General features: G+C 73.4%; 17 protein-coding genes. 9 read left to right on the plus strand and 8 right to left on the minus strand.

All coding sequences use genetic code 11. The features are described 5' to 3' along the window. Nucleotides 1-16: 16 nt before the first annotated feature. From ACH45N_RS13830 to ACH45N_RS13840, 3 genes are all read left to right on the plus strand, one after another. A complete protein-coding gene (locus ACH45N_RS13830; RefSeq protein WP_397394718.1) occupies nucleotides 17-1,270 on the plus strand; it encodes an ABC transporter substrate-binding protein in 1,254 nt (417 codons plus the stop codon). Nucleotides 1,271-1,333: 63 nt separating this feature from the next. After that, nucleotides 1,334-2,395 carry a glycoside hydrolase family 76 protein gene (locus ACH45N_RS13835; RefSeq protein ID WP_397394720.1) on the plus strand — a complete coding sequence of 354 codons (1,062 nt, stop codon included), beginning with the start codon at nucleotides 1,334-1,336 and terminating at the stop codon, nucleotides 2,393-2,395. 36 nt (nucleotides 2,396-2,431) lie between these two features. Beyond that, entirely contained in the window at nucleotides 2,432-3,526 is a 1,095-nt protein-coding gene (locus ACH45N_RS13840) for a substrate-binding domain-containing protein (RefSeq protein ID WP_397394722.1), read from the plus strand. A gap of 3 nt (nucleotides 3,527-3,529) precedes the next feature. Here ACH45N_RS13840 and ACH45N_RS13845 read toward each other — a convergent pair whose 3' ends face one another. After that, nucleotides 3,530-4,456, minus strand: coding sequence for a VOC family protein (locus ACH45N_RS13845; RefSeq protein WP_397394724.1), 927 nt, complete (start codon nucleotides 4,454-4,456; stop codon nucleotides 3,530-3,532). 69 nt (nucleotides 4,457-4,525) lie between these two features. After that, entirely contained in the window at nucleotides 4,526-5,104 is a 579-nt protein-coding gene (locus ACH45N_RS13850; RefSeq protein ID WP_397394726.1) for an NADPH-dependent F420 reductase, read from the minus strand. 122 nt (nucleotides 5,105-5,226) lie between these two features. On the opposite strand from ACH45N_RS13850, the gene ACH45N_RS13855 reads away from it, so the two are divergent. The 3 genes from ACH45N_RS13855 (at nucleotide 5,227) to ACH45N_RS13865 (ending at nucleotide 9,527) form a co-directional block, all read left to right on the plus strand. Next, on the plus strand, nucleotides 5,227-6,249 hold the full coding sequence (locus ACH45N_RS13855; protein WP_397394728.1) for a MarR family winged helix-turn-helix transcriptional regulator: 1,023 nt from the start codon (nucleotides 5,227-5,229) through the stop codon (nucleotides 6,247-6,249). Between the two features lie 604 nt (nucleotides 6,250-6,853). Continuing rightward, nucleotides 6,854-8,794, plus strand: coding sequence for a glycoside hydrolase family 76 protein (locus ACH45N_RS13860; protein WP_397394730.1), 1,941 nt, complete (start codon nucleotides 6,854-6,856; stop codon nucleotides 8,792-8,794). A 244-nt stretch (nucleotides 8,795-9,038) separates the two neighbouring features. Beyond that, nucleotides 9,039-9,527, plus strand: a complete 489-nt coding sequence (locus tag ACH45N_RS13865) for a heme-degrading domain-containing protein (protein WP_397394732.1) — start codon at nucleotides 9,039-9,041, stop codon at nucleotides 9,525-9,527. Nucleotides 9,528-9,672: 145 nt separating this feature from the next. Here ACH45N_RS13865 and ACH45N_RS13870 read toward each other — a convergent pair whose 3' ends face one another. Next, on the minus strand, nucleotides 9,673-10,314 hold the full coding sequence (locus tag ACH45N_RS13870) for an RICIN domain-containing protein (protein ID WP_397394734.1): 642 nt from the start codon (nucleotides 10,312-10,314) through the stop codon (nucleotides 9,673-9,675). A 106-nt stretch (nucleotides 10,315-10,420) separates the two neighbouring features. On the opposite strand from ACH45N_RS13870, the gene ACH45N_RS13875 reads away from it, so the two are divergent. After that, nucleotides 10,421-11,218, plus strand: coding sequence for an SDR family NAD(P)-dependent oxidoreductase (locus ACH45N_RS13875; RefSeq protein WP_397394736.1), 798 nt, complete (start codon nucleotides 10,421-10,423; stop codon nucleotides 11,216-11,218). Between the two features lie 30 nt (nucleotides 11,219-11,248). Here the strand turns inward: ACH45N_RS13875 and ACH45N_RS13880 are convergent, their stop codons facing one another. Next, on the minus strand, nucleotides 11,249-14,893 hold the full coding sequence (locus ACH45N_RS13880; protein ID WP_397394738.1) for a glycoside hydrolase family 97 catalytic domain-containing protein: 3,645 nt from the start codon (nucleotides 14,891-14,893) through the stop codon (nucleotides 11,249-11,251). Nucleotides 14,894-15,103: 210 nt separating this feature from the next. Further along, on the minus strand, nucleotides 15,104-15,745 hold the full coding sequence (locus tag ACH45N_RS13885; RefSeq protein WP_397394740.1) for a hypothetical protein: 642 nt from the start codon (nucleotides 15,743-15,745) through the stop codon (nucleotides 15,104-15,106). 108 nt (nucleotides 15,746-15,853) lie between these two features. Here ACH45N_RS13885 and ACH45N_RS13890 point away from each other — a divergent pair, with 108 nt between their 5' ends. Next, nucleotides 15,854-16,549: a hypothetical protein gene (locus tag ACH45N_RS13890; RefSeq protein WP_397394742.1), complete on the plus strand. Its 696-nt coding sequence runs from the start codon at nucleotides 15,854-15,856 to the stop codon at nucleotides 16,547-16,549. Nucleotides 16,550-16,573: 24 nt separating this feature from the next. On the opposite strand, the gene ACH45N_RS13895 is transcribed toward ACH45N_RS13890, so the two are convergent. Together ACH45N_RS13895 and ACH45N_RS13900 are read right to left on the minus strand one after the other, a co-directional pair. Then, nucleotides 16,574-16,876 (minus strand): hypothetical protein, encoded by a 303-nt coding sequence (locus ACH45N_RS13895; RefSeq protein ID WP_397394744.1) that lies wholly within the window; start codon nucleotides 16,874-16,876, stop codon nucleotides 16,574-16,576. Between the two features lie 155 nt (nucleotides 16,877-17,031). Continuing rightward, on the minus strand, nucleotides 17,032-18,462 hold the full coding sequence (locus ACH45N_RS13900; RefSeq protein WP_397394746.1) for a hypothetical protein: 1,431 nt from the start codon (nucleotides 18,460-18,462) through the stop codon (nucleotides 17,032-17,034). Nucleotides 18,463-19,114: 652 nt separating this feature from the next. Between ACH45N_RS13900 and dinB the strand changes: the two genes are divergently transcribed. After that, nucleotides 19,115-20,371 carry a DNA polymerase IV gene (gene dinB / locus ACH45N_RS13905; RefSeq protein WP_397394748.1) on the plus strand — a complete coding sequence of 419 codons (1,257 nt, stop codon included), beginning with the start codon at nucleotides 19,115-19,117 and terminating at the stop codon, nucleotides 20,369-20,371. Nucleotides 20,372-20,381: 10 nt separating this feature from the next. Here dinB and recQ read toward each other — a convergent pair whose 3' ends face one another. Next, entirely contained in the window at nucleotides 20,382-22,268 is a 1,887-nt protein-coding gene (recQ, locus tag ACH45N_RS13910) for a DNA helicase RecQ (RefSeq protein ID WP_397394750.1), read from the minus strand. Nucleotides 22,269-22,302 lie beyond the last annotated feature (34 nt).

The raw sequence follows: 22,302 nt of genomic DNA on the forward strand, positions 1-22,302 counted from the left end.
GCAAAGGAGCAGAGTCATGAGGTCTGCAGCACGTATCACCGGGGCCCTCGCCGCGGCAGCAGTCATGGTGGGCGCCCTGAGCGCCTGCGGGAGCGCGTCGGACGGCGGCTCGGGCGGTGGTCCGGAGGAGGTCACCTTCTGGGGCTCCTGGTCGGGCGCCCAGGCCAAGCAGCTCCAGGCCCAGGCCGACGCCTTCAACGAGGCGCAGGACGAGTACGAGGTGAAGTACGTGGGGCAGGAACTCGTGGAGGAGAAGCTGCTCACGGCGCTCGCCTCCGGCAGCGTGCCCGACGTCGTCCTCTGGGACCGGTACAACACCCCGCTGTACGTGCCCAAGAACGCGCTCGCGCCGCTCGACGAGTACATCGCGGCCGACGGCGTGGACACCGCCCAGTTCTACGACCAGGCCATGGGCGAGCTCGTGGTCGAGGGGGAGACCTACGGGCTGCCGCTGCTCGTGGACAACCGGTCGCTGTTCTACAACACCGAGCTCCTCGCCGACGCCGGCGTCGAGCCGCCCACGGACTGGGACTCCCTGAAGAAGGCGGCAGAAGCGGTCACCGAGCGCGACGGCGGCAAGCTGTCCGTCGCGGGCTTCGCCCTGGACGACCCGGGCCTGTTCAACATCTGGCTGCGGCAGGCCGGCGGCCAGATGTTCAGCGACGACGGCACCAGCACCGCCTTCAACAGCCCGGAGGGCCTGGAGGTGCTGGAGTTCTGGCAGAGCCTGCTGGACGCGGGCGTGTACGAGCCGGGCTTCGGCGAGGGCGTCGACTCCTTCGCGGAGGGGTTCACGGCCATCAAGTACGACGGCCCGTGGGCGCTGACCGCGCTGGACGAGGCCGAGGTGGACTACGGCATCGTGCAGCCGCCCGTCGGTCCCGACGGCGACCAGGGCGCCGGGATGGGCGGCTTCGGCCTGGTCATCCCGAACGGCGCGCAGAACCCGGACGGCGCCTGGGAGTTCATGAAGTGGTGGACCACGCAGCCCGCCAACGGCGTGGACTTCGCCAAGATCTCCGGCTGGATCCCCGCGAACATCGAGGCCGCCAACGACCCGTACTTCACCGAGGACGACCGGTACCAGGCATTCATCGAGACCATGGAGTACGCGCAGGTCCGCTCCAACATCCCCGGCGCGTCCGACGTCGAGGGCAAGGCCCTGATCCCCGCCCTGGAGAAGTTCCTGGGCGGCGAGACCGATGCCGCCACCGCGCTCAAGGAGGCGCAGGAGCTGGGCGACCGGATCCTGGCCGACAACGCGCAGTGACCCCGCCGCGTGCCGCCCGGCTCGTCGAGACGGGCGGCACGCCCACCCCCACCGAGGAGATCTGTGAACGCGTCAAACCCCTGGCCCGCCCGCGCCGACCTGGCCCAGCGCGGCCTGGACCACTTCTTCGGCGCCCCGGAGCCGCAGCTGTTGGACAACACCTACCCCGTCGGGGACAACTCGACGTTCAACTACTGGTGGCTGGCGCACGTGATCGACGCGCGGCTGGACGCGTATCTGCGCACGGGCGACCCGGAGTGGCTGGCGGCGGCCGAGGCGACCAGCGCCAACCTGCGCTCGCGGAACGACGGCTCCCTGTTCAACGACTACTTCGACGACATGCTCTGGTACGCGCTGGCGCTGGAGCGGCTCGCGCGGGCGACCGGGCGCGAGGAGCCCCTGGACGACGCCCGCGCCCTCTGGGCGCACGTCGTCGAGCACGGGTGGAACGACACGCACGGCGCGAGCGTGGCCTGGCGCAAGCAGCAGCCGTACTACAAGAACACGCCGGCCAACGGGCCGTTCGCCATCCTGTCCGCGCGGCTGCACGGGCACGACCCGGACCCGCGGTACCTGGACCACGGCACCGTCGCGTTCGACTGGATCACGGCCACGCTCGTGGGGCCCGACGGGTTCGTCGAGGACGGCATCAACCGCGAGGAGGACGGCCGGATCGACACCCAGTGGCGGTTCACCTACAACCAGGGCCTGTACGTGGGTGCGGCGGTCGCGCTCGACGCCGTCCTGCACCGGCCGGAGCTGGTGGCCGCGGCCGTGCGGACCGCGACGACGGCGGTCGCGGAGCTCGCGCCGGACGGCGTGGTCGGCAGCGAGGGCGCGGGCGGCGACGAGGGCCTGTTCAAGGGCGTGCTCTACCGCTACCTGGGCACGCTGCTGGGCCGCCTCGGCCCGGGCTCGCCCGACGCCGCGCCGCTCGTGGACTTCGTTCGCACGAGCACCGACGCGCTGTGGTCGACGGCGCAGCGGGACGGGTCGCTGCTGGCGGGCGACGACTGGCGCCGGCCGGCCGAGCCGCCGGTGTACTACTCGACCCAGGTCAGCGCGATCATGGCGCTGGAGCTGCGCGCCGCGCTGGAGACCGGTCCGGACGCCTGGTCACGGTAGATTCATCGGTCATATCCATTCGGTGAAGGGGCATCAGTGAGCCAGCCGCTCTACCTCGAGGTGTACGAGAAGCTCCGCGACGCGATCCACGCCGGCACGTACCGCGTGGGCGACCGGATGCCCGCCGAGGCCGAGCTGACCAAGCAGCTCGGGGTCAGCGCGATCACGCTCAAGCGCGCCATGGACCTGCTGCGCGACGACGGCTACATCACGCGCCGCCCGCGGCTCGGCACGGTGGTCGTCAGCGAGACCGCCACCAACGCCGTCGGCCTGGGCGGCGGGCCCAGCCCGCTGATCGGGTGCGTGCTGACCGACTTCGACGACACGTTCGGCACGCGCGTCCTGGCGGGCCTGCTCGACGCGTCGGGCACCACGGCCAACCTCGTGATGAAGCGCAGCCTGGGCGACGGCGAGGCGGAGGGCGACCTGGTGCGCTCGCTCGTGGCGGACGGCGTCCAGGGGCTGATCCTGGAGCCGAGCTCGTCGCAGTACGTGCCCCCGGCCGTGCTGGAGCTCATCACGCAGTCTTTCCCGGTGGCCATCCTGGACCGGGTGTTCGACGGCGTCCCGGTGTCGTCGGTCTGCTCCGACAACGTCTCGGCGGGCCGCCAGGCCGCGGACGCGCTGTTCGACGCCGGGTACGACCGCGTCGGCCTGGTCTCGGCGGCGAGCACCGTCTCCACGGTGCAGGACCGGCTCGACGGCGTCGTGGACGCCCACGCGACCCGGCACGTGCCGTTCGACCCCGCGCACCAGTTCCGGCAGGTCCGCTCGACGGTCCCGGGCAGCGGCGTGGCGCCCGACGACGACATCGCCGCCCTGGAGAAGTTCCTCGCCGCCAACCCCGGGCTGACCGGGCTCGTGGCGACGGAGTACAACATCGCCGTCCTGCTGCGGGAGGCCGCCCACCGGGCCGGGCGCGACGTGCCCGGCGACCTCGGCATCGTCTGCTTCGACCACCCGGACGCGTTCTACGACAAGGCGCGGTACCGGTTCACGCACATCCGGCAGGACGAGGCGCGCATGGGGGCGGAGGCGGTCCGGCTCGTGCTGGACCAGCTCCGCGACCCCGGGCAGGTGACCAAGCTGGCGCTGCCGACCGAGCTGGTGCCGGGCAGCTCGACGCGCTGAGCCCTACCGGGCCAGCAGGTCCTCGGCGGACACGCCCGGCACGGCGACGGTCACCTGGGTGTCCCACGGGTCGGCGACGGTGACGGAGCGGCCGTCGTCGGCGAACGGGAGCGACGCGGCCCGCAGGCGGGCGACCAGGGCGTCGAGGTCCGCGCGGCCGGGGACGGTGATCGCGACGTCGCCCAGCCCGAGGCTCGCGGCGCGCGGCCCGGCGCCCGCGCTGTTCCAGGTGTTCATCGCGATGTGGTGGTGGTAGCCGCCCGCGGACGCGAACAGCGCGCCGGGGATGTCGGTGAGCGTGGCCTCCAGGCCCAGCGCGTCCACGTAGAACGACCTCGCGGTGGCGACGTCGCCCACCTGCAGGTGCACGTGGCCCACCCGGCCGGACCGGCTGGGCGCGGCGCCCAGCTCCGCCTCGGTCAGGTGCGAGCGCAGGTAGGCGTTGGGGTCCAGCCACACGGTGTCCATCTTGATCTGGCCCCGGTCGCGCACCCACTGCTCGCGCGGCCGGTCCGTGTAGAGCTCCACGCCGTTGCCCTCGGGGTCGGTGAAGTAGAACGCCTCGCTGACGAGGTGGTCGCTGGAGCCGGTGAAGGTGCCGCGGGCGTCCTGCGCCGCGCGGTAGACGGTCGCGGCCAGCGCCGCGGCGTCGTCGAACAGGAAGGCCGTGTGGAACAGCCCGGCCTGCCGGTGGTCACCCGTGGGCAGGTCCGGCGTGTGCACGAGCCGCAGCAGCGGCGTCGTGCCCCGTCCCAGGACCCGGTGCACCTCGCGGCCATGGCCGCGCTCCTCCAGCGGTTCGAGCGCGAACGCCGAGCCGTAGTAGGCGGCCATGGCGTCGAGGTCGCCCACGCGCAGCGTGACGGCGTCCATCGCCAGGGCGGGGGAGATGATCCGGTCGTCGACGGCGGTCGGGTCGGTCGGGTTCATGGGGTGCTCCAGGTCCGGGACGGGGTGGGGTGGGGGTGGTGCTGCCGGGTGGGGGTGTGCCGCGGCGGGTCAGCGGGCGACGGCGAGGCCGCCGGTCCAGGGGAGCTGCTCGCCGACGGCGAGGGTGAGCTGCAGGAAGCCGATCGCCTCCAGCTCGTGCGCGCGCTCCAGCGAGCCGGCGTCGATGGCGCCGAGGCCGGAGGACGTGACGGCCGAGATGAGCGCCTGCTTGGCGGCGGCGTCGTCCCCGGCGACCAGCACGGTGGTGGGCAGGGCGCCCACCTGCTTGGCGCCGAGCGTGGCGGCGAACGTGGTGTTGAACGCCTTGAGCACGTGGCTGGCGGGCAGCTTGGCCTGGAGCTCGGCGGCGGCGGAGGAGTCGGCGGGCACGACCAGCGCGTCGAACGTCTCGAAGTTCAGCGGGTTGGTGATGTCCACGACGACCTTGCCGGCGAGCTGCTCGGCGTAGGCCGAGGCGATGCCGTCCAGCGCGGCGTAGGGGACCGCGAGGACCACGATGTCGCCCGTGACCGGCGAGGTGCCGACCTCGGCCTTGGCGATGTGGGCGACGTCGTGCCCACCCTCGGCGAGGACGCCGCCGATCGCGTTCGCCATCGCGCCGGTGCCGATGATCGTGATGCTGGCCATGGTGCTGCTCCCTTGGATCTGCCCGTTCCCTGGATGAGGGCCGCGGGCCGGTTGGTTGTACCTACAAGCACTGACCATAGACCGATTTAGTTGTAGGTGCAACCAACTGTTAGGATGGCGACATGGACGAGCGCGAGCTGAGGTACCCCGAGCGGGTCGCGGTCGCGCGCCTGCACGCCCTGCTGGAGCTGCTGCCGACCGCGCTGGACAAGCGGATGCAGCCCGCCGGGCTGACGTCGTTCGAGTTCACGCTGCTGGAGGCGCTCGCGGAGACGGACGACGGCACGCTCCGGCTCAGTGCGCTCGCGTCGCGCACCAACGCCACGCTCGCCCGGCTCTCGCGCGTGGTCACGGGGCTGGAGCGCAAGGGGCTCGTGCGCCGCGCGCCGTGCGCCGAGGACGCGCGGGCGACCAACGCGGTGCTCACCGACCAGGGCCGCGAGGTCTACCGGGAGAGCACGCCGCTGTACGCCGACGCCGTGTCCAGCATGATCCTGGACGGGCTCACCGAGGGCGACGTCGACGACCTGGCCCGGCTCGCGTACGCGATCCTGACCCGCCTGGACCCGGACCGGAGGCTGGCGGTGACGTCGGGGGCGGGGTCCGTGTCGGGGTCGGCGGGGGTGCCGACGGTGGGGAGGTCGACGGCGGTGGTGCCGACGTCGGATGCTCCCGCAGACGACTGCCCGGCGGACCCGGCACCTGCGGCGCCGACAGGGAAGGTCCCGACTGCGGAGGCCCCGGCGGTGGGGATCCCGGCGGCGGTGGTGTCGACGTCGGATGCTCCCGCAGACGACTGCCCGGCGGACCCGGCACCTGCGGCGTCAGCGTCGGACGCGCCGGCTGACGACTGCCCGGCCGACCCCGCACCCGTACCCCCGGCGTCGACGGAGGAAGCCCTGGCCCACACTGGCTCCGCGCCCTGGGCGTCGGCGGACGAACGCCCGGCCCAGCCCGCCCCCGGCTCCGCGCCCCGGGCGTCGGCGGGCGAGCGCCGAGCCGCCCCGGCGGACCTCGCCGCGGACGCGCGCCCGTCCGGGTCGGTGGCCTCGGTCGACCTGGCCTCGGTCGACCTGGCCTCGGTCGACCCGGAGCAGCTCGCCGCCGAGGCGTGCCCGGCCGACCCGGCCCCGTCACACCCGTAGCCCGGCCGCACCCAAGGTGCGCTTCTACCCCGTCGTCGCGCCCGAAACAGCCGTGTTTTCGGGCCCAATGACGGGACAGAAGCGCACTTTGGTGTCGGGCGCGTGGCGGACGCCGCGGTGGCAGGTGCGTCGGCGTCGGTCGACGGTCTCTCGCCCGGCGTCGGCGTCGGTCGACGGTCTCCCGCCCGGCGTCGGCGTCGGTCGACGGTCTCCCGGCCAGGTCGACGTTGGTCGACGATCGTTTGGTCATGTTGGCGCCGGTCGACGTTGCCGTCCGTCGTCGGGCGTGTCGGCGACTGCCCGGTCTGGTATGTCCAGGGAGCGCCCGGCAGCTCGCCCCGGCGGCGGCCGCCGCTCTGCCGAAGTGCGCTTCTACCCCGTCATTGGGCCCGGAATCGGCCTGTTTTCGGGCGCGATGGCGGGGTAGAAGCGCACTTCGGGTGCGGCCCCGCGGCGGCCCCGCGGCGGTTCGGAGCGGTCCGTCGGACCGGTCGCCGACACCGCTGTCATCGAATGGGTGTATTTCATCCTATTGTCCTGTAGGTTTTGGGTGAAATCACGAGCGCCTGGGGGCAACGTCGCGCCCAGGGGGAGGAGCCCATCGATGTCGATGTTCCGTCGTACCCGACGAGTCCTGCTGGCCATGACCGTGATCGCCGGCCTGCAACCGGTCGCCCTGGCGCACGCCGGGCCGCCACCCACCGAACCGGCCGCCGTCTCGGCCGACGCCGCCGCGCCGGCGGGGCCCGGCGACGACACCGACGCCGCCACCGCCGTCGCCGACGCGCGGGTCTCCGCCGACGTGCTGATGGACTCCTACGACCAGCAGAAGGCGTGGTTCGCGTCGAGCTGGTGGAACTCCGCCGTCGCGCTGCAGACCATCGGCGACTACATGGCGCGCACGGGCGACCGACGCTATCTCGCGGAGCTCGACCACAGCTTCGAGACCAACAAGGGCCCGTTCCCGGCCGGCGAGCGGTCCACGGACGAGATCTACGGCAACTTCACCAGCCGCGCCATCGACGACTCCGGGTGGTGGGGGCTCAACTGGGTCACCGCCTACGACCTGACGGGCGACGAGAAGTACCTCGACATGGCCGTCACCATTGGCGAGTTCATGAACGAGTTCTGGGACACCAGCACCTGCGGCGGCGGCATCTGGTGGAACGAGGAGCGCACGTACAAGAACGCCGTCACCAACGGCCAGTGGGTGCGTCTGACCGCCGAGCTGCACAACCGGCTCCCGGGCGACACGCTCTGGCTGGACCGCTCCCAGGAGGCCTGGGACTGGTATGTCGGCAGCGGGATGATCAATGCGAACGGCCTGGTCAACGACGGGCTGCGCGACGACTGCTCCAGCAACGACGACACCGTGTGGACCTACAACCAGGGCCTTGGCATCGGCGCGGCGCTCGAGCTGTGGCGGGCCACGGGCGACCCCGAGCTCCTCGACACCGCGAAGTACCTCGCCGACTCCGCACTGGCGTCGGATGTGCTGGTCAAGAACGGTGTCCTGACCGAGTGGTGCGAGGCGGCCGGCCGGAGCTGCGACGACAACCAGAAGCAGTTCAAGGGCATTTTCCAGCGCTACCTGATGGAGCTCGCCGATGCCACGGGCGAACCGGCGTACACGCAGTTCGTCGCCGACCAGGCGGCGTCCGTCTGGGCCAACGACCGCGACGTCGTCGGCCGGCTGGGCCTGCGCTGGGCCGGCGGCACCGCCGAGCAGCCCAACGTGTTCGACTGGCGCACCCAGGCCAGCGCCCTGAGCGCCCTGATCGCCGACGTCCCGCGGGAGCAGCCGCGCCGCACCCTCTCGGCCGCCGCCTCGCCCGCGGTCGTCGCCGTGATGCCGAGCTCCGGGCAGGCCACGCGGGTGGGGCTCGACGTCGGGGTGGCCGCGACGTCCGCCCGGCCGGAAGCGCTGCCCGTGACGGTGCGGACCACGGGGCCGCGAGGCTGGAAGGTCACCGCGGACCGCACCCTGCGGCTCAACCCGTCCGGTCACGCCGACCCCGCGCGGGCCACGGTCCCCGTGGACGTGCGGATCCCGGCCGGCACCGCCGACGGCAGCTACCCGGTGAGCGTGACCGTCACCGCGCGGTCGGGCCTGACCTACACCGCGCGCGCCGAGGTGCTGGTCGCGGCCGTCGTCGACTTCGCCGCCGGGTCGCCCGAGGAGATTCCCTGGCTGTTCGACGCCGGCGGTTCGGGCTTCAGCGGCGGTGGCAGCCGGTACGCCGACGGCGAGAGCGCCTTCGTCTACCGTTTCCCGTTCCCCGCGGGGACGACGTCGGCGCAGGCGACGCTGACGATCGACAACCAGTACGTCGCCGAGGTCAGCCCCGACGGCGAGAGCTGGACGACGGTCCTGGCCGAGGACGAGCAGATCCGGGACGGCTCCAACCGGGCCGACCACACCCTCGACCTGACCGAGCACCTCGGCGCCGACAAGGCCGCGTACATCCGGGTGTCCGACGCCTTCCCGGCCGACGGCTGGGGCGGCGGCGTCTACCACGTGACGGCGGCGTACGAGACGAGCTGACCGGTCCGGCCGGTCCGGCCGGTCTGACCGGACCAGCCGGACCGGCCGGTCTGACCGGACCAGCCGGTCTGACCGGTCCGGCGGGTCCGGCGGGTCCACCTGAGGGCCCGCCCGAGATGTCCGGTTGACGCCTCGCCGACCTCACCTTTGAGGCCCGGGTTTCTTCGCTTTGGGCCGGCTCAAAGCGAAGAAACCCGGGCCTCGAAGGGAAGGGGAGAGGACGCCGGCAGGGCAGGATGGGCCCATGAGCGAATCCGATGTCACCGCGATCATCACCGAGGTCGAGGCCCAGGAGGCCGAGCTGGTCCTGCCGGCGTTCACGAACGACGACGCCTGGCGGCTCGGCAGCCTGCTGGTCGAGCTCGCTGTGGAGCGCGACCTGCCCGTGACGATCGACATCCGCAAGGGCACGCAGCAGGTCTTCCACGCGGCGCGGCCCGGCACGACGCCCGACAACGACTCGTGGATCAAGCGCAAGGTGCGGGTGGTCTACCGGTTCGGGGCGTCGTCGTACCTCGTGGGCCTGCGTGCGAAGGCCAAGGGCAGCGACTTCAACGCCGACCACGGGCTGCTCTTCCAGGAGTACTCGGCGCACGGCGGGGCCTTCCCGGTCCGCGTCGCGGGCGTGGGCATCGTCGGTGTCGTCACCGTGTCCGGGCTGGCACAGCAGGACGACCACGCCCTCGCGGTCGAGGCCCTGCGCGAGCTCGCCGAGGCCCTGCCCCGGGTCTGACGACCGGGCGAGAACCGGCCGCGGCGGGCGGTCGCCCGTGACGAGCGGTCGCCCGTGACGAGCGGTCGCCCCCGCCGGGCGGTCGTCCGCCCGCCGCAACGGCTCAACCGCGACAGCTCAGCCTCAACAGCTCAGCCTCAACAGCTCACGAGACCGTCCAGCGCTGGTTGTCCCCGGCGTGGCAGCCGTACATGATCGCGGGCGTGCCGTTGTCCGTGAGCGCGTTGGAGACGTCGAGGCAGAGCCCGGTCGCGGCGTTGCGCACGGTGCCGTCGGCCTGCGGGGACCACTGCTGGTTGGCGCCGCCGTGGCACGTCCAGACCTGGGCGGCGGTGCCCTGCTGCCCGCCGCTCGGGTCGTCCAGGCACAGCGTCCCGAGCACGCGCAGCTCCCCGGCGGCGGACGCCGTCCACTGCTGGGCCGGCGACCCGTTGCAGTCGTAGATCTGCAGGGTCGCGCCGTCCGCGGCGACGCCGCCGGGCACGTCGAGGCACCGGCCGGACGCCACACCCTGCAGCGTGACCGGCGTCAGCTCGGGCGGCGGGGCGCTGGGCGTGGGCGACGGTTCCGGGCTCGCCGGGGCGCTGACCGGGCTCGCCCCCGTGGGGCTCGGCACCGGGCTCGCGGACGCACTGGCCGAGGCCTGCCCCGCGGCGTCCTGCCCGGAGACGTCCCGGCTCAGCACCCAGATCGTGCCGATCACCGCGCCGAACAGGAGCAGGGCGGCGAGCACCCACACGAGCAGGCTGACGGGCGGGCGCCGGCGCGCCGTGACGTGGTCGTACACCCTGGTGCTCCTCCTTCGTCGGGCCGCCCTCGTGCGTCCGCGCCGCACCCTACTCGTTTCCCGGCACCGCTCGGTCCCGCCGCCCGCCCGGGTGCAGGATCGGGGGATGGCCGCGCACACGGAACCGACCAGCCCGAACCCCCAGGAACCCCGACCCACGAACCCCGCCGCGCCACGCTCCTATGTCGTCACCGGCGGCGGGCAGGGCGTGGGCCGCGCGATCGCGCTGCGGCTCGCCGTCGAGGGCCACGTCGTGGTCCTCGACCTCGCCGGGCCGCTCGACCGGGCTCATCCGCGCGTCACGCTCGTCACCGGCGACGCCGCGGATCCCGAGGTCGCCCGCCGCGCCGCCGACACCGCGGAGGCGGCGGCCCCGCTGGCCGGCTGGGTCAACAACGCCGCGATCTTCCGCGACGCCCCCGTCACGGCCCCACCGTCCGAGGTGCTGAGCCTGATCACCGCGAACCTGGCGCTCGCGGTCACGGGCTGCCACACCGCCGTCGGCCACCTCCTACGGCACGGACGGCCCGGCGCGATCGTCAACGTCTCGTCCCACCAGGCGCAGCGGCCGGTGCGCGGTGCCCTGCCGTACGCCACCGCCAAGGGCGCCCTCGAGGCGCTGACCCGCGCCGTCGCCGTCGACCACGGTCCCGACGGCATCCGCACCAACGCGGTGGCCCTCGGGTCCGTGACGACGGCGCGCTACGAGGAGTACCGGCGGGAACACCCCGGCGTCGACGCGCAGATGGCCGCCCTGCACCCGCTCGGCCGGGTCGGCACGGGCGAGGAGGTCGCCGAGGTGGTCGCCTTCCTCCTGTCGGACGCCGCCGGGTTCGTCAACGGGGCGGTCCTGCCCGTCGACGGCGGACGCGCGGCGCAGGGGGTCGACCCGGAGGCCACCTGACGCCGCCCGCCGCCGTCGGTCAGGCGACCGTCACCGGACCTCCCGCCACGGCCCGTGCCGGTCACCCGGCTCCTGGTTGCGGGTCCACCACTTCGCCTCGTACAGGGTGCCGTCGTGCTCCACGAAGTCCCCGGTGTCGAAGATGCGCGACGGCGTCCAGGCGGCGGTGCCGTCCCAGGTCTCGGCGATCTCCTGCCACGGCCCGTACGCCGACTGGCCGGGCGTCTGGTTCTGGGTCCACCACGAGGCCTGCCACAGCGCGCCGTCGTGGGCGACGCGGTCGCCGGTCGTGTAGATGGTCCGGGCCGCCCAGGCGGCGGTCTCGGGCTCCGTCAGGACCCCGGGCCGGGCCGTGACCCGCAGGTGGTCCAGGTTGATGTTGCCCGTGTCGGCGGCGGTGTGGTGCAACAGGATCTCGTGCCGCCCGGCCGCCAGCGTGACGAGCACGCCGGGGGAGTGGTCCCAGATGCGCCAGCGGTCGGCGCCCTGGCCGAGGTTCGGGAACGAGACCGGCTGCGCCGCGCCGTCGTCCACGGAGACGGACAGCCGGCGGTCCAGCGGCGCGACGACCATCCCGTTGGCGTACCGGAACGACAGCTCGACCGTGACGGGCGCCGCGGCGTCGTAGGTGAACCGGACGCCTGCCCCGACCTTCGTCAGGTCGCGGACGAACCCGGTGCCCGTGTAGCCGGGGTGCTCGGCGTTGGTGCGCGCGCCGCCCAGCAGCGTGGCCGTCTCCGCCTCGCTGACGTGCTCGCCGTGCTGCGCCGCGACGGCCGCGAGCAGCGCGTCCAGGGTCGGGCCGTCCCCCTCGGCGTCCGCGATCCGGTCCGCGAGCGCGCCCAGCGCCTCGTCCATCGAGCTCGAGTCACCGGACCGGGCGTGCGCCACCGCCTGGGCGGCCGGTTGCCGGAGCGCGACGGCGGTCCCCGGGTCGACCGCGGACGCGTCCTCCGCGTCGCGGATCAGCGCGAGGATGCCGAACAGCCCGGCCGCGGTGCCGAGGTACGGCTCCACCACGGTGTCGATCTCGTCCGCGACGCCCGGCGGCACCGCGTCCGCGGAGGAGGTGAGCACGGCCAGGCGCACCGCCTGCATCGCCCGGCGCACGGCGGGGAAGTCGTTCTCCCGCGCCGCGTCCAGCGCCGCCTCGGCGCGCTCGGTCAGCAGCGCGGCCCGGGCGGGCGCCAGGTTCGGGGCCTCGTCGTCCAGCAGGTCGGTCAGGGTCCCGTCCGGCCGTGGCAGCAGCGCCACGGAGACGGGTCGCCCGGGCGTCCCGTCCGAGCCGATGACGGCGATCGTGTTCGCCGTCCGGTAGGCGACGTCGTCGGCCGCGACGTCGAACGTGAACGTGCGGGTCGCGCCGCCGCCCACCCGGCCGGCGGCGCCGTCGACCGCCGCGCCGTCCACGGCGATGCGCGCCTGGCCCGCCGTGGTGCCGTCGTTCCGGACGGTCGCGGTGACCGTCACGGTGCCGGCCGTCGGGTCGTAGGCGACCTCGGGCATGCCCCGGAGCGTGAACGACGGCGCGGCGTAGTCGTCCAGCTCCGCGACGTCCTGCGGCGTCGCGGGCCGCAGCTTCACCGCGTGCCCGCCACCGCCGACCATCGACGCGTCGATCGTGTCGGTCGAGTCCACCAGCGAGTGGGTCACCTCGACGGCGGTCGGGTTGCCCTTCCAGGACGCGTCCCCGGCATCGGCGTAGACGTCGGCCACGTAGGTGGTGCCCTCGTCCAGGAACGTGAGCGGCACCCGCACGGTGCGGTCGTTATCGTCGGTGACCGACCCGAGGTACCAGGTGGTGCCGCTGCGCCGGGCGGTCACGGTCTGGTCCCCGAGGACGGCGTCGAGCACGTGGGACTCGTCCCAGACCGTCGGCATGTCGTGCAGGTAGGCGAAGGCCTCGGCGTGCTCCGCGTAGTTCTCCGGGGTGTCGGCCAGCATCTGGAGCGGGCTGGAGAACGTCGGGTAGAGCGCGAGCTGCGCCGTCGTGGTGGTCTGCACCCGGGTCTTGAGGTTCGCCGGGTCCCAGGTGACGGCCAGCACGCCGGGCGTGTAGTCCGCGGGCCCGCCCATCCAGCGCGTGAACGGCAGGATCGTGGCCTGCTCGGGCGGGTTGCCGCTCGCGCCCATGTAGTTGTGCTGCTCCATGCCGGCCACGCCCTCGCCCGTCATCATGTTCGGGTAGGTGCGCGACAGGCCGGTCGGCTTGATGGACTCGTGGGCGTTGACGGAGATCTGGTGCCGCGCCGCGGACTCGATGACCCGCTGGTAGTGCTGGACCGCCTCCTGGTCGTAGTGGCTGCGGTTCACACCGCCCAGCTCGAAGCGGGTGGCGTACCCGGTCTTCAGCGCGTGGATGCCCCACTCCTGGTACTGGTCGAAGATCTCGTCCATGTGCGCGTCGTAGTAGTCGACGTAGCCGCGCGTCTCGTTGTGCGCCATGAAGCCGACGCCGTTCGCCTTCGCGTAGGCCAGCACCTCGTCGATGTCGACGTCGGCCTGGGGCGTGACGAAGTCCTGCCCCTTCCACTCGCCGCCCGCGTTCTGGTTCCAGCCCTCGGCCAGCACGTACTTGGCCCCGGCCTCGACGGCGAGGTCGACGTACTCCTTGATGCGCGCCGTGGTGGCGCCGTGCCTGGGGCCGGCGTTCCAGGTGGTGTCGCGCCGCTGCAGCTCCCACCACACGCCGACGTACGTGCCGGGGTCGATCCAGTCGGTGGTGTCGGCGGTGCCGTCGTCGTCGGAGTCGACGTCGCAGATGGCGCACGGCGCGTTGAGGTTCTCGATCAGGTGGGAGGCGGCGAGGTCGCCCGCGCTCCGGCCCACGGTGAGCGTGCGCCAGGGCGTGCTGAAGCCGTCGGCGTCGACGTCGATCACCGCCTTGTCCCCGTTCGGCAGCGCGATCAGGTCCGAGACCAGCGTGCCCGGCGTCGTGCCGCGCACCACCGTCATGCTCGGGAAGTCGATCAGCGCCGCCTCGTGCACGGTCACGAACAGCCCGTCCGCGCGGGACGTCGTGATCGGCGTCTGCGCGGAGGCGACGTCCGGCAGCGGCTGGGTGCGGTAGTGCTGCTCGTCCGCGCTCCAGCGGGTGCCCGCCGGGATCGAGTACGCCGTGAGGTCCGCGGGCAGCGCGAACTGCGTCTTCTCGCCGGACACCACCACGCCGGCGCCGAGGCCCTCCTGCTCCGGGAAGGTGTAGCGGAAGCCCACGCCGTCGTCGAAGACGCGGAACACCACGTCCAGCTCCACGCCCGAGGCCTCGTGCACGGCGTGCACGGTCAGCTCGTTCGCGCGGTTGCGCACCCGGGCGTCGTTGCCCCAGGCGGGGGTCCAGGTCTCGTCGACGACGGCGCGCTCCGTGGACCCGACGGTCAGGCCCGTCGTCAGGTCGACCGCGGGCTCCCGCAGCGTCAGGCCGAGGCCCGACGGCGCGACGACCGTGGTGGTCCCGTCCCGCACGACCTCGTACGTGAGGGTCCCGTCGACGACGTCGACCGTGGCCGCGATCGACCGGTCCGGCGAGGACACGGTCCAGCCGTCGAGGACGCCGGCGGGCTCCTGCGCCGGCTGCGCCGTCCGCACCGCCTGCTGGGTCGTCGCGGCGATGGCGGGTGCCGGGGCGGCGAGTGCCGCGGGCGCGAGGGCAGCGGGCACGACCAGCGCGGGCACGAGAAGCGCCAGCGCGGTGGTCGCGGCGGTGCGGGTCCGCCGGCGTCCTTGCCCGCCTCCCGGTCTGCCGCTGTTTCGGTTGCCTGAGGGCAGGTGCACGTTCTCTCCCGGACGTCGATGTCGGCGGCGCCGGATTGCCTCGATGCAGACCAGCGGCAGGAAAGAGTTTTCCCAGCCGCCACCGTGCTGTCAAGGCAGGCCAGGCGGCTTTCACCCGCCGTCGGCCACGACCTCCCGCACCCAGGTGTCACCCTCGGGGCGGAAGCCCACGCCGCGCAGGTACGCGTGCTCGCCCGGCGCGGCGTGCGGCACCACCACCCGGTCGAACCCCTTGGCCGCGAAGATCCCGCTGCGCCGGTACACGAACTCGCCGGGCGTCAGGTCGCGGAACCGCATGGTCACCCAGTCGAGCTCCACGACGCCCGCACCGCCGCCGGCGTCGCGCACCTCCACCACGCCCACCGTCTCGTCGCCGCGCTGCACCAGGAACGCCGAACGCTCCTCACCCGGCTCCGGCTGCGCCACGAAGTCCGGGGCGAAGGTCGCGATGTCGGCCGCGTGCGTGCGCAGCACGTGCAGCAGGTACGCGTCGTCCGGCGCCACCTCCACCACCTCGTAGACGGCGGCGTCGTGGCGCTCGCGGGTCAGGCGGCGCAGCCAGTAGATGTTGATGAGGCTGATCGCGGCGTTCATCGCGAAGAACGGCCAGATCCCGAGGATCGCGTTGTACGTGGTCGCGATGAGGGAGCCGGTCAGGTTGAGCCAGCGGAAGCGGAACACCCGCGCCTGCGTGAGGGACAGCACGACGAGCGCGGAGCCGACCCAGCCGGCGAGCTCGAGCCAGGGGAACATGCCCTGACCCTAAGTGGGCAGGGGAGTTTCGGCGGCAGCGGACCCTGTGCGGGGCTGTGCGGACCCGGCCCAGGTACATCCCGGTCCGGCAGCCACTACGCTCTGGCCGTGCAGAATGTCTGGCTTGCCCCGAGCCCTGGTCGGTTCCTCGGCCTCCTGTGGCTTGTCGGCAGCGGATCGCTCTTCTCGGTGACGGGGCACGAGGAGCGCGCCGAGGCGGCAGAGCAGCATGTCCTGGTCATCGAGCCGGGTGCCGCGGTCGACGAGGTGACGCGGATCGGCGCTGAGCTCGACGCGACGACACGCACCGCGCGGGTCCGGTTCCGCTGGTCGCGGGTGGCCAACTCGCTGTGGTGCGCGTTCCCCGTCGTGCTGATCCTCGTCGGGGCGTGGGCGAGCAGCATCGCCATTCCGCCGACGGATCCGCTCCAGGACGTCGCGATCCCCGTCACGGTGCTCTACGCGGTCGTCACCGGCTTGTTCGCGATCGTGTGCGACCGGCACACGCGGCGGTCGGTGCGGCAGATCACCGAGTTCGAGGCACCCGGAGTGGTGCGTGTGACGGTGCCGGGGCGGGACAGGTTCCTCGTGCGGCTGATCGAGCAGGCGGGTCGGCGGACGGCCGCCGAGCAGCGGCAGCTCAGCGAGTTGCTGTGGCGGTTCGCCGATGCGGACCGGACCCGCCGCGAGTACCTGGGGACGACCGAGGCGTTCGACGACGACGAGTTCGCGCCGCTCCGGGCCCGGGCCGAGGACGCACGGCGCGACCTGCGGGCGTGGGCAGGCGAGGTGGCAACAGCCTGAGCGGTGCGTCCAGGACCGGTGGGGTCACCAGGACCAGCCGCGCGCGCTGAGCTCCAGCTCCTCCCGCAGCCGTTCGTCCGCGGCCGAGTGCTCGCTCGCGCGCAACGGGTCCGAGTCGGTCGGCAGGTCGGCGAGGCGGCACGCCTCGCGCAGGAGCGCGTCGTAGGCGTTCTGCACCGCGAACCAGTGGTGGGCGCGGGCGTACAGGTCGGGGTCCTCCTCGACGTGGCGCAGCTCGGCCGCGAGCTGGCCCAGCCGCGACTGCAGCCGGAGGGTCACCAGCGGGTCGGGTGCCGGCTTCTGGCGGGTCCGGAAGGTCCAGGCCATGGGGTGTCACCGCCACGTCGTCGTCGCGGAAGGGGTACCTCTCCAGCGTAGGTCCGCGGGACCGGGACGGCTATCCCGGCCCCGCGGATTCCTGCGGTTTTCCTGCCGCGCGGCCACTGCCGCGCGGCCACTGGCGCGCGGGCGCCTGCCCGCCGTCAGTCGGAGTAGCAGAGGTCGCCCTCGCACCCCGCCCGCACGTCGGAGCCGTGCACGCCCATGACGACGGCGCCCCCGGTGTCGCTGTCGCCGATCTGGGCGTTGACCGGGCCCGTGCCGCCGATCACGACGTTCGAGTCGTCGTAGGTGACTACGTTGCGGTCACCGCGGCTCCGGATCGAGACGTCGTCGAACCCGTCGGCGCCCACCACGAGGGCGCCGTTCCCCGTGGCCGAGGACTCGCCCTCGTCCGTCACGGTGGCGTGGCCGGAGGTGGTGGAGCCGGGTGCGGCCGGCCCGGTGGTCGGTACCGCGGGACCCTGCTCCTCCGTGTCCTCCTCGGCGGCATCTCCGGGCGCCCCCTCTTCCTCCTCCTCACCTTCCTCGCCGTCTCCCTCGTCCTCCTCCGTGTCCTCGGCATCGCCCGAGTTGCCCGACCGGACCACGGACCCGGTCACGTCGACCGCGTTGAGGCCGCTGGAGTCGGTGTCGCCCGTGTTCGCGTTGATCCGGCCGTCCCGGCCGAGGAACACGTTCGAGTCGTCGTACGTGACGATCTGGTCGCTGCCGACGACGCTCACCGAGTGGTCCTCGAAGCCGCTGATCGCCATGGAGCTGCCCTGCCCGTAGCCCAGGAGCATCCCGCCGAACGAGTCGTTCTGGTGCGTGCCCACCGTGGCTCCGGCCTGCGCCGCCGACGACGCCGGGGCTGCCGCCCCGGGCGACGCCGTGACGTTCGACTCGCCGGACCGCAGCCCCGACCCGTCGGACCCGAGGGCGAGCACGCCGCTGGACGACACGGCGCCGGTGTTGGCGACGAGCCGACCGTCGGCCCCCACGTAGACGATCGAGCCGTCGGCGGCGAGGACCTGATAGCTGACTCGGCGGTCCTGCGACGGGGCCGCCGGAGCCGGTTGTTGGCCTGTCGGCACCACGATCACGCGGCCGGGCGGGTCGCCGGCGGCGGCCGCCTGTCCCGGCGTCGTCGGCGTGGCGCCGGGGGTTGCCCGGACGGCGGCGCGCGGTCCGCGAACCGACGTGGCCGACGCGGCGGCAGCAGGAGCCGATGCACCGCCCGCCCCCGCCGTCGTCCCACGGACAGCCGTCGTGCCCGAACCGTCGGGCGAGACCATGAGGACGACCGGTGACGCGGCCGCCTGCGGCGTCGTCACGTACACGTCGCCCGCCGGCGCGGGAGCGGACGGCGTCGCAAGCCCGGGCGCAGCCACGGGGGTGGCCGGGACGGCGCCGCCCAGGACGTCGTGCGCCACCCAGGCGCACATCCCGGCGACGGCGACGATCACCGCGCAGGCCTGATAGCTCAGCCCCCGTGGCGCGCGGTCCTTGGTGCGGTGCTTCCTGTTCCGGTGCTTCTTGTGCTGGTTCTTCGAGGTCCGGTTCTTCGAGGTCCGGCCGTTCGAGGTGGACATCCCGTTCTCCTTCCAGCCGCGCGAGGAGCGCCGCCGGTGGGACCTCGTGCCGGACCGGCCTGCCGGTACCGGGCGTCGGTGGCTCGCAGATCGCGGGAGTCCGGCGATCGCGTGGCGGGTCGAAGACCGTGCGCCGCTCGCGGTCGAGTTGTGCGACAGTCACGCCCGGGCGCGAGGCGCGGGCGTTCCACGGGCCCACCGCACGGCCGGCGTCCTGCGTCCGGCCGCGGAGCCTCCCGCGGGAACGGACCGGGTACGCGGGCCGGGCCGACGGCGGCGAGGCCGGACGACGGGCACTGCCGCACTACCCGGTGCTGTGGCACCTGCGACGATACGCCGGCGTATCCGGCGCCGCCCCCGAGGGAACGGGAATCACCCGCCCCGCGGGAGGAAGGATGAGTCGGCTAGACTGGGGGCAGACTTCCGGCGCGAGAGTGCCGGCGGGATCCGAATGAGACAGCGGATCGAGCGGCCCCGAGGCATCCACAGCCACGGGGCCGCTTGTTTTTCGGTCCTGTCCGGGCGGTTCGGCCCGGCAGCTGTGTCCCGGGCCGCCCGAGCCGGATCGGCCGCCCCGGCTGTGTCGGACCTCGTCCGTACGCCAGCCCTGACTCGGCGCTTGATAGAACGCGTGTTCGAGTAGAATGCTGTCATGTCAGTGTCCGGTGCCACGATCCTGCACGCCGACCTCGACGCGTTCTACGCGTCGGTCGAGCAGCTGCTGGACCCTGACCTGCGCGGACGGCCGATCGCCGTCGGCGGTGGTCCGCGCGGGGGAGTCGTGCTCGCGGCCTCCTACGAGGCCAAGGTGCACGGGGTGCAGGGCGGGATGCCCGGCTGGCGCGCGGCCCGGCTGTGCCCGGACCTGGTGTTCGTCCGCGGTCACTTCGGGGAGTACCAGCGGCTCGGCGATGCCGTGATGGCCGTCCTGGCCGACGTCACGCCCGTCGTCGAACGGATCTCGATCGACGAGGCGTTCCTCGACGTGTCCGGGGCGACCCATCTGTTCGGGCCGCCCGCGGCGATCGGGGCACAGATCCGCGAGCGCGTCCGGGCCGAGGTGGGGCTCCCGATCTCGGTGGGGGCCGCGCGGACCAAGCACCTCGCGAAGATCGCCTCCCAGGTGGCGAAGCCGGACGGCCTGGTCGTCGTCGACCCCGGAGCCGAACGGACCTTCCTCGACCCACTGCCCGTCAGCCTGATCTGGGGCGTCGGACCAGTCAACGAGCAGCGCCTGGCGGACCTCGGCATCCGGACGATCGGCGAGCTGGCGCGCACCCCGTCGACCGCTGTGGAGCACATCCTCGGCCATGCCGTAGGGCACAAGCTCAGCGCCATGGCGCAGGACGAGGACCCCCGCCGGGTCGTCACCAGCCGCCGCGCCCGCTCCGTAGGGGCGCAGTCGGCGCTGAGCCGACGCCGGCCCGAGCCCGACGACGTCCGGGCGGTCCTGGCGCACCTGTCGGACCGGGTCTCGCGGCGGCTACGGGCCAAGGGGCGCGCGGGCCGCACCGTGACGGTCGCGGTGCGGTTCGCGGGCATGCAGCGGGCGACGCGGTCCCTCACGCTGCCGGTGCCGATGTCCGCCACGCTCACCCTCACCGAGGTCGCGGTGCGGCTGGCCTGGTCCGCGATCGACGACGCCGCACCGTGCGAGATCACGCTGCTCGGCGTCTCCGTCTCGAACATCGCGGACCAGTCGGCGGTCCAGATGGAGCTCGACCTCGACCCGCCCGACCCGTGGCGGCCCGGCTCCGCGCCGGGCGTGGCCCGGGGCGCCGTCGACGAGTCGATGGACGCGATCCGCACGCGGTTCGGCGGGGACGCCGTCGGCTACCTCCCCGTGGTGCTGCGCCGGGGCGGGGCGGTGCCCGACGAGTTCCGCGAGCTCGCCGAGCACGACCTGTGAGCGGCTCGGGTCATTCCGGGGAGTGCAGCGCCGCCAGGATCCCCTCGCCGTAGCGGTCCAGCTTCGCCTGGCCGACGCCGCTGATGCCGCTCAGCGCGTCCAGGTCGCCAGGCCGCTCCGTCGCCACGGTGCGCAGCGTCGCGTCGTGGAACACCACGTACGCGGGCACGCCCTGCTCCTTGGCGGCACCCGCCCGCCAAGCACGCAGCCGCTCGAACACCTCCTGGTCGGCGTCCGGCAGCGCCACGGCCTCGGTCTTCGCGCCCCCGGACCGCGAGGACCGACGCGCGGCGCCCGCCGTCGGGGCCGGGTCGCGCCGCAGCCGCACCTCGCGCCGTCGGCCCAGCACGTCGCCGCTGGTCTCGGTGAGCAGCAGCGTGCCGTGGTTCGAGTCGACCTCCAGCAGGCCCTGCGCCAGGAGCTGGCGCGCCACGGACCGCCACTCGCCGTCCGACAGGTCCTCGCCCACGCCGAACACCGTGAGGCTGTCGTGCCCCCACTGCGTGATCTTGGGTGTGGCCTTGCCGCGCAGGATGTCCACCACGTGCCCCACGCCGAAGCGCTGGTTGCGCTCGCGGTCCAGCCGGAACACGGCGGACAGGAGCTTCTGGGCGGGTACGGTCCCGTCCCAGGCCTCGGGCGGGTTCTGGCAGGTGTCGCAGGCCCCGCAGTCGCCGGGGTGCTGCTGGCCGAAGTAGCGCAGGAGCTGGGCGCGGCGGCACTCCACGGTCTCGCACAGCGCCAGCATCGCGTCCAGGTGGGACGACAGCCGGCGGCGGTGGGCGAGGTCGCCCTCGGACTCGGCGATCATCTTGCGCTGCTGCACCACGTCGGCCAGGCCGTAGGCGAGCCACGCCGTCGACGGCAGGCCGTCGCGACCCGCGCGGCCCGTCTCCTGGTAGTAACCCTCCACCGACTTGGGGAGGTCGAGGTGCGCCACGAACCGGACGTCTGGCTTGTCGATGCCCATGCCGAAGGCGATGGTCGCGACCATGACGACGCCGTCCTCGCGCAGGAACGTCGCCTGGTTGGCTGCGCGCACCGGTGCGGGCAGGCCCGCGTGGTACGGCAGGGCGCGGATGCCCTGGTCGGTGAGCTGCTGGGCGGTCTTCTCGACCGACGCGCGCGACAGGCAGTACACGATCCCGGCGTCGCCGGGGTGCTCGGTGCGCAGCAGGGTCAGGAGCTGCCGCAGCGGGCTGTCCTTGGGCGCGATGCGGTAGGTGATGTTGGGCCGGTCGAAGCTGGCCACGAAGTGCCGGGCCTCCGCCAGGCCCAGGCGGTCCGCGATCTCCTCCCGGGTGTGCTGGGTGGCCGTCGCGGTCAGGGCGATGCGGGGCACGCCGGGCCACCGCTCGGCCAGCGCGCCGAGGCGCAGGTAGTCCGGGCGGAAGTCGTGGCCCCACTGGGAGACACAGTGCGCCTCGTCGATCGCGAACAGCGCGATCGTGCCCTGGTCGAGCAGCCGGGCCGTGGACTCGACGCCGAGCCGCTCCGGCGCGAGGTAGAGCAGGTCCAGCTCGCCCGACCGGTAGGCCTGCTCCACCTGGCGGCGCTGGTCGGCGTCCTGGGTCGAGTTGAGGAACCCGGCCCGCACGCCCAGGGCCGCCAGGGCGTCGACCTGGTCCTGCATGAGGGCGATGAGCGGCGAGATCACCACGCCCGTGCCCGGCCGCACGAGGGCCGGGATCTGGTAGCACAGCGACTTGCCGCCGCCGGTGGGCATGAGTACGAGGGCGTCGTCGCCCCTCGTCACGGTGTCGATGATCTCCTGCTGTTCGCCGCGGAACGCGTCGTAGCCGAACACCGTGCGGAGCACGTCGAGGGGCGTCGGCGCCAGGTCGAGCGCTGGTCCTGCCACGTCGAGCTCGGGTGCGGCGGCGTCCGGAGGAGTCATGGCCGCCAGTGTGCCAGGGGACGCTGACACGAGC

The organism is Promicromonospora sp. NPDC019610 (assembly GCF_044389365.1).
Classification (GTDB): Bacteria; Actinomycetota; Actinomycetes; order Actinomycetales; family Cellulomonadaceae; genus Promicromonospora.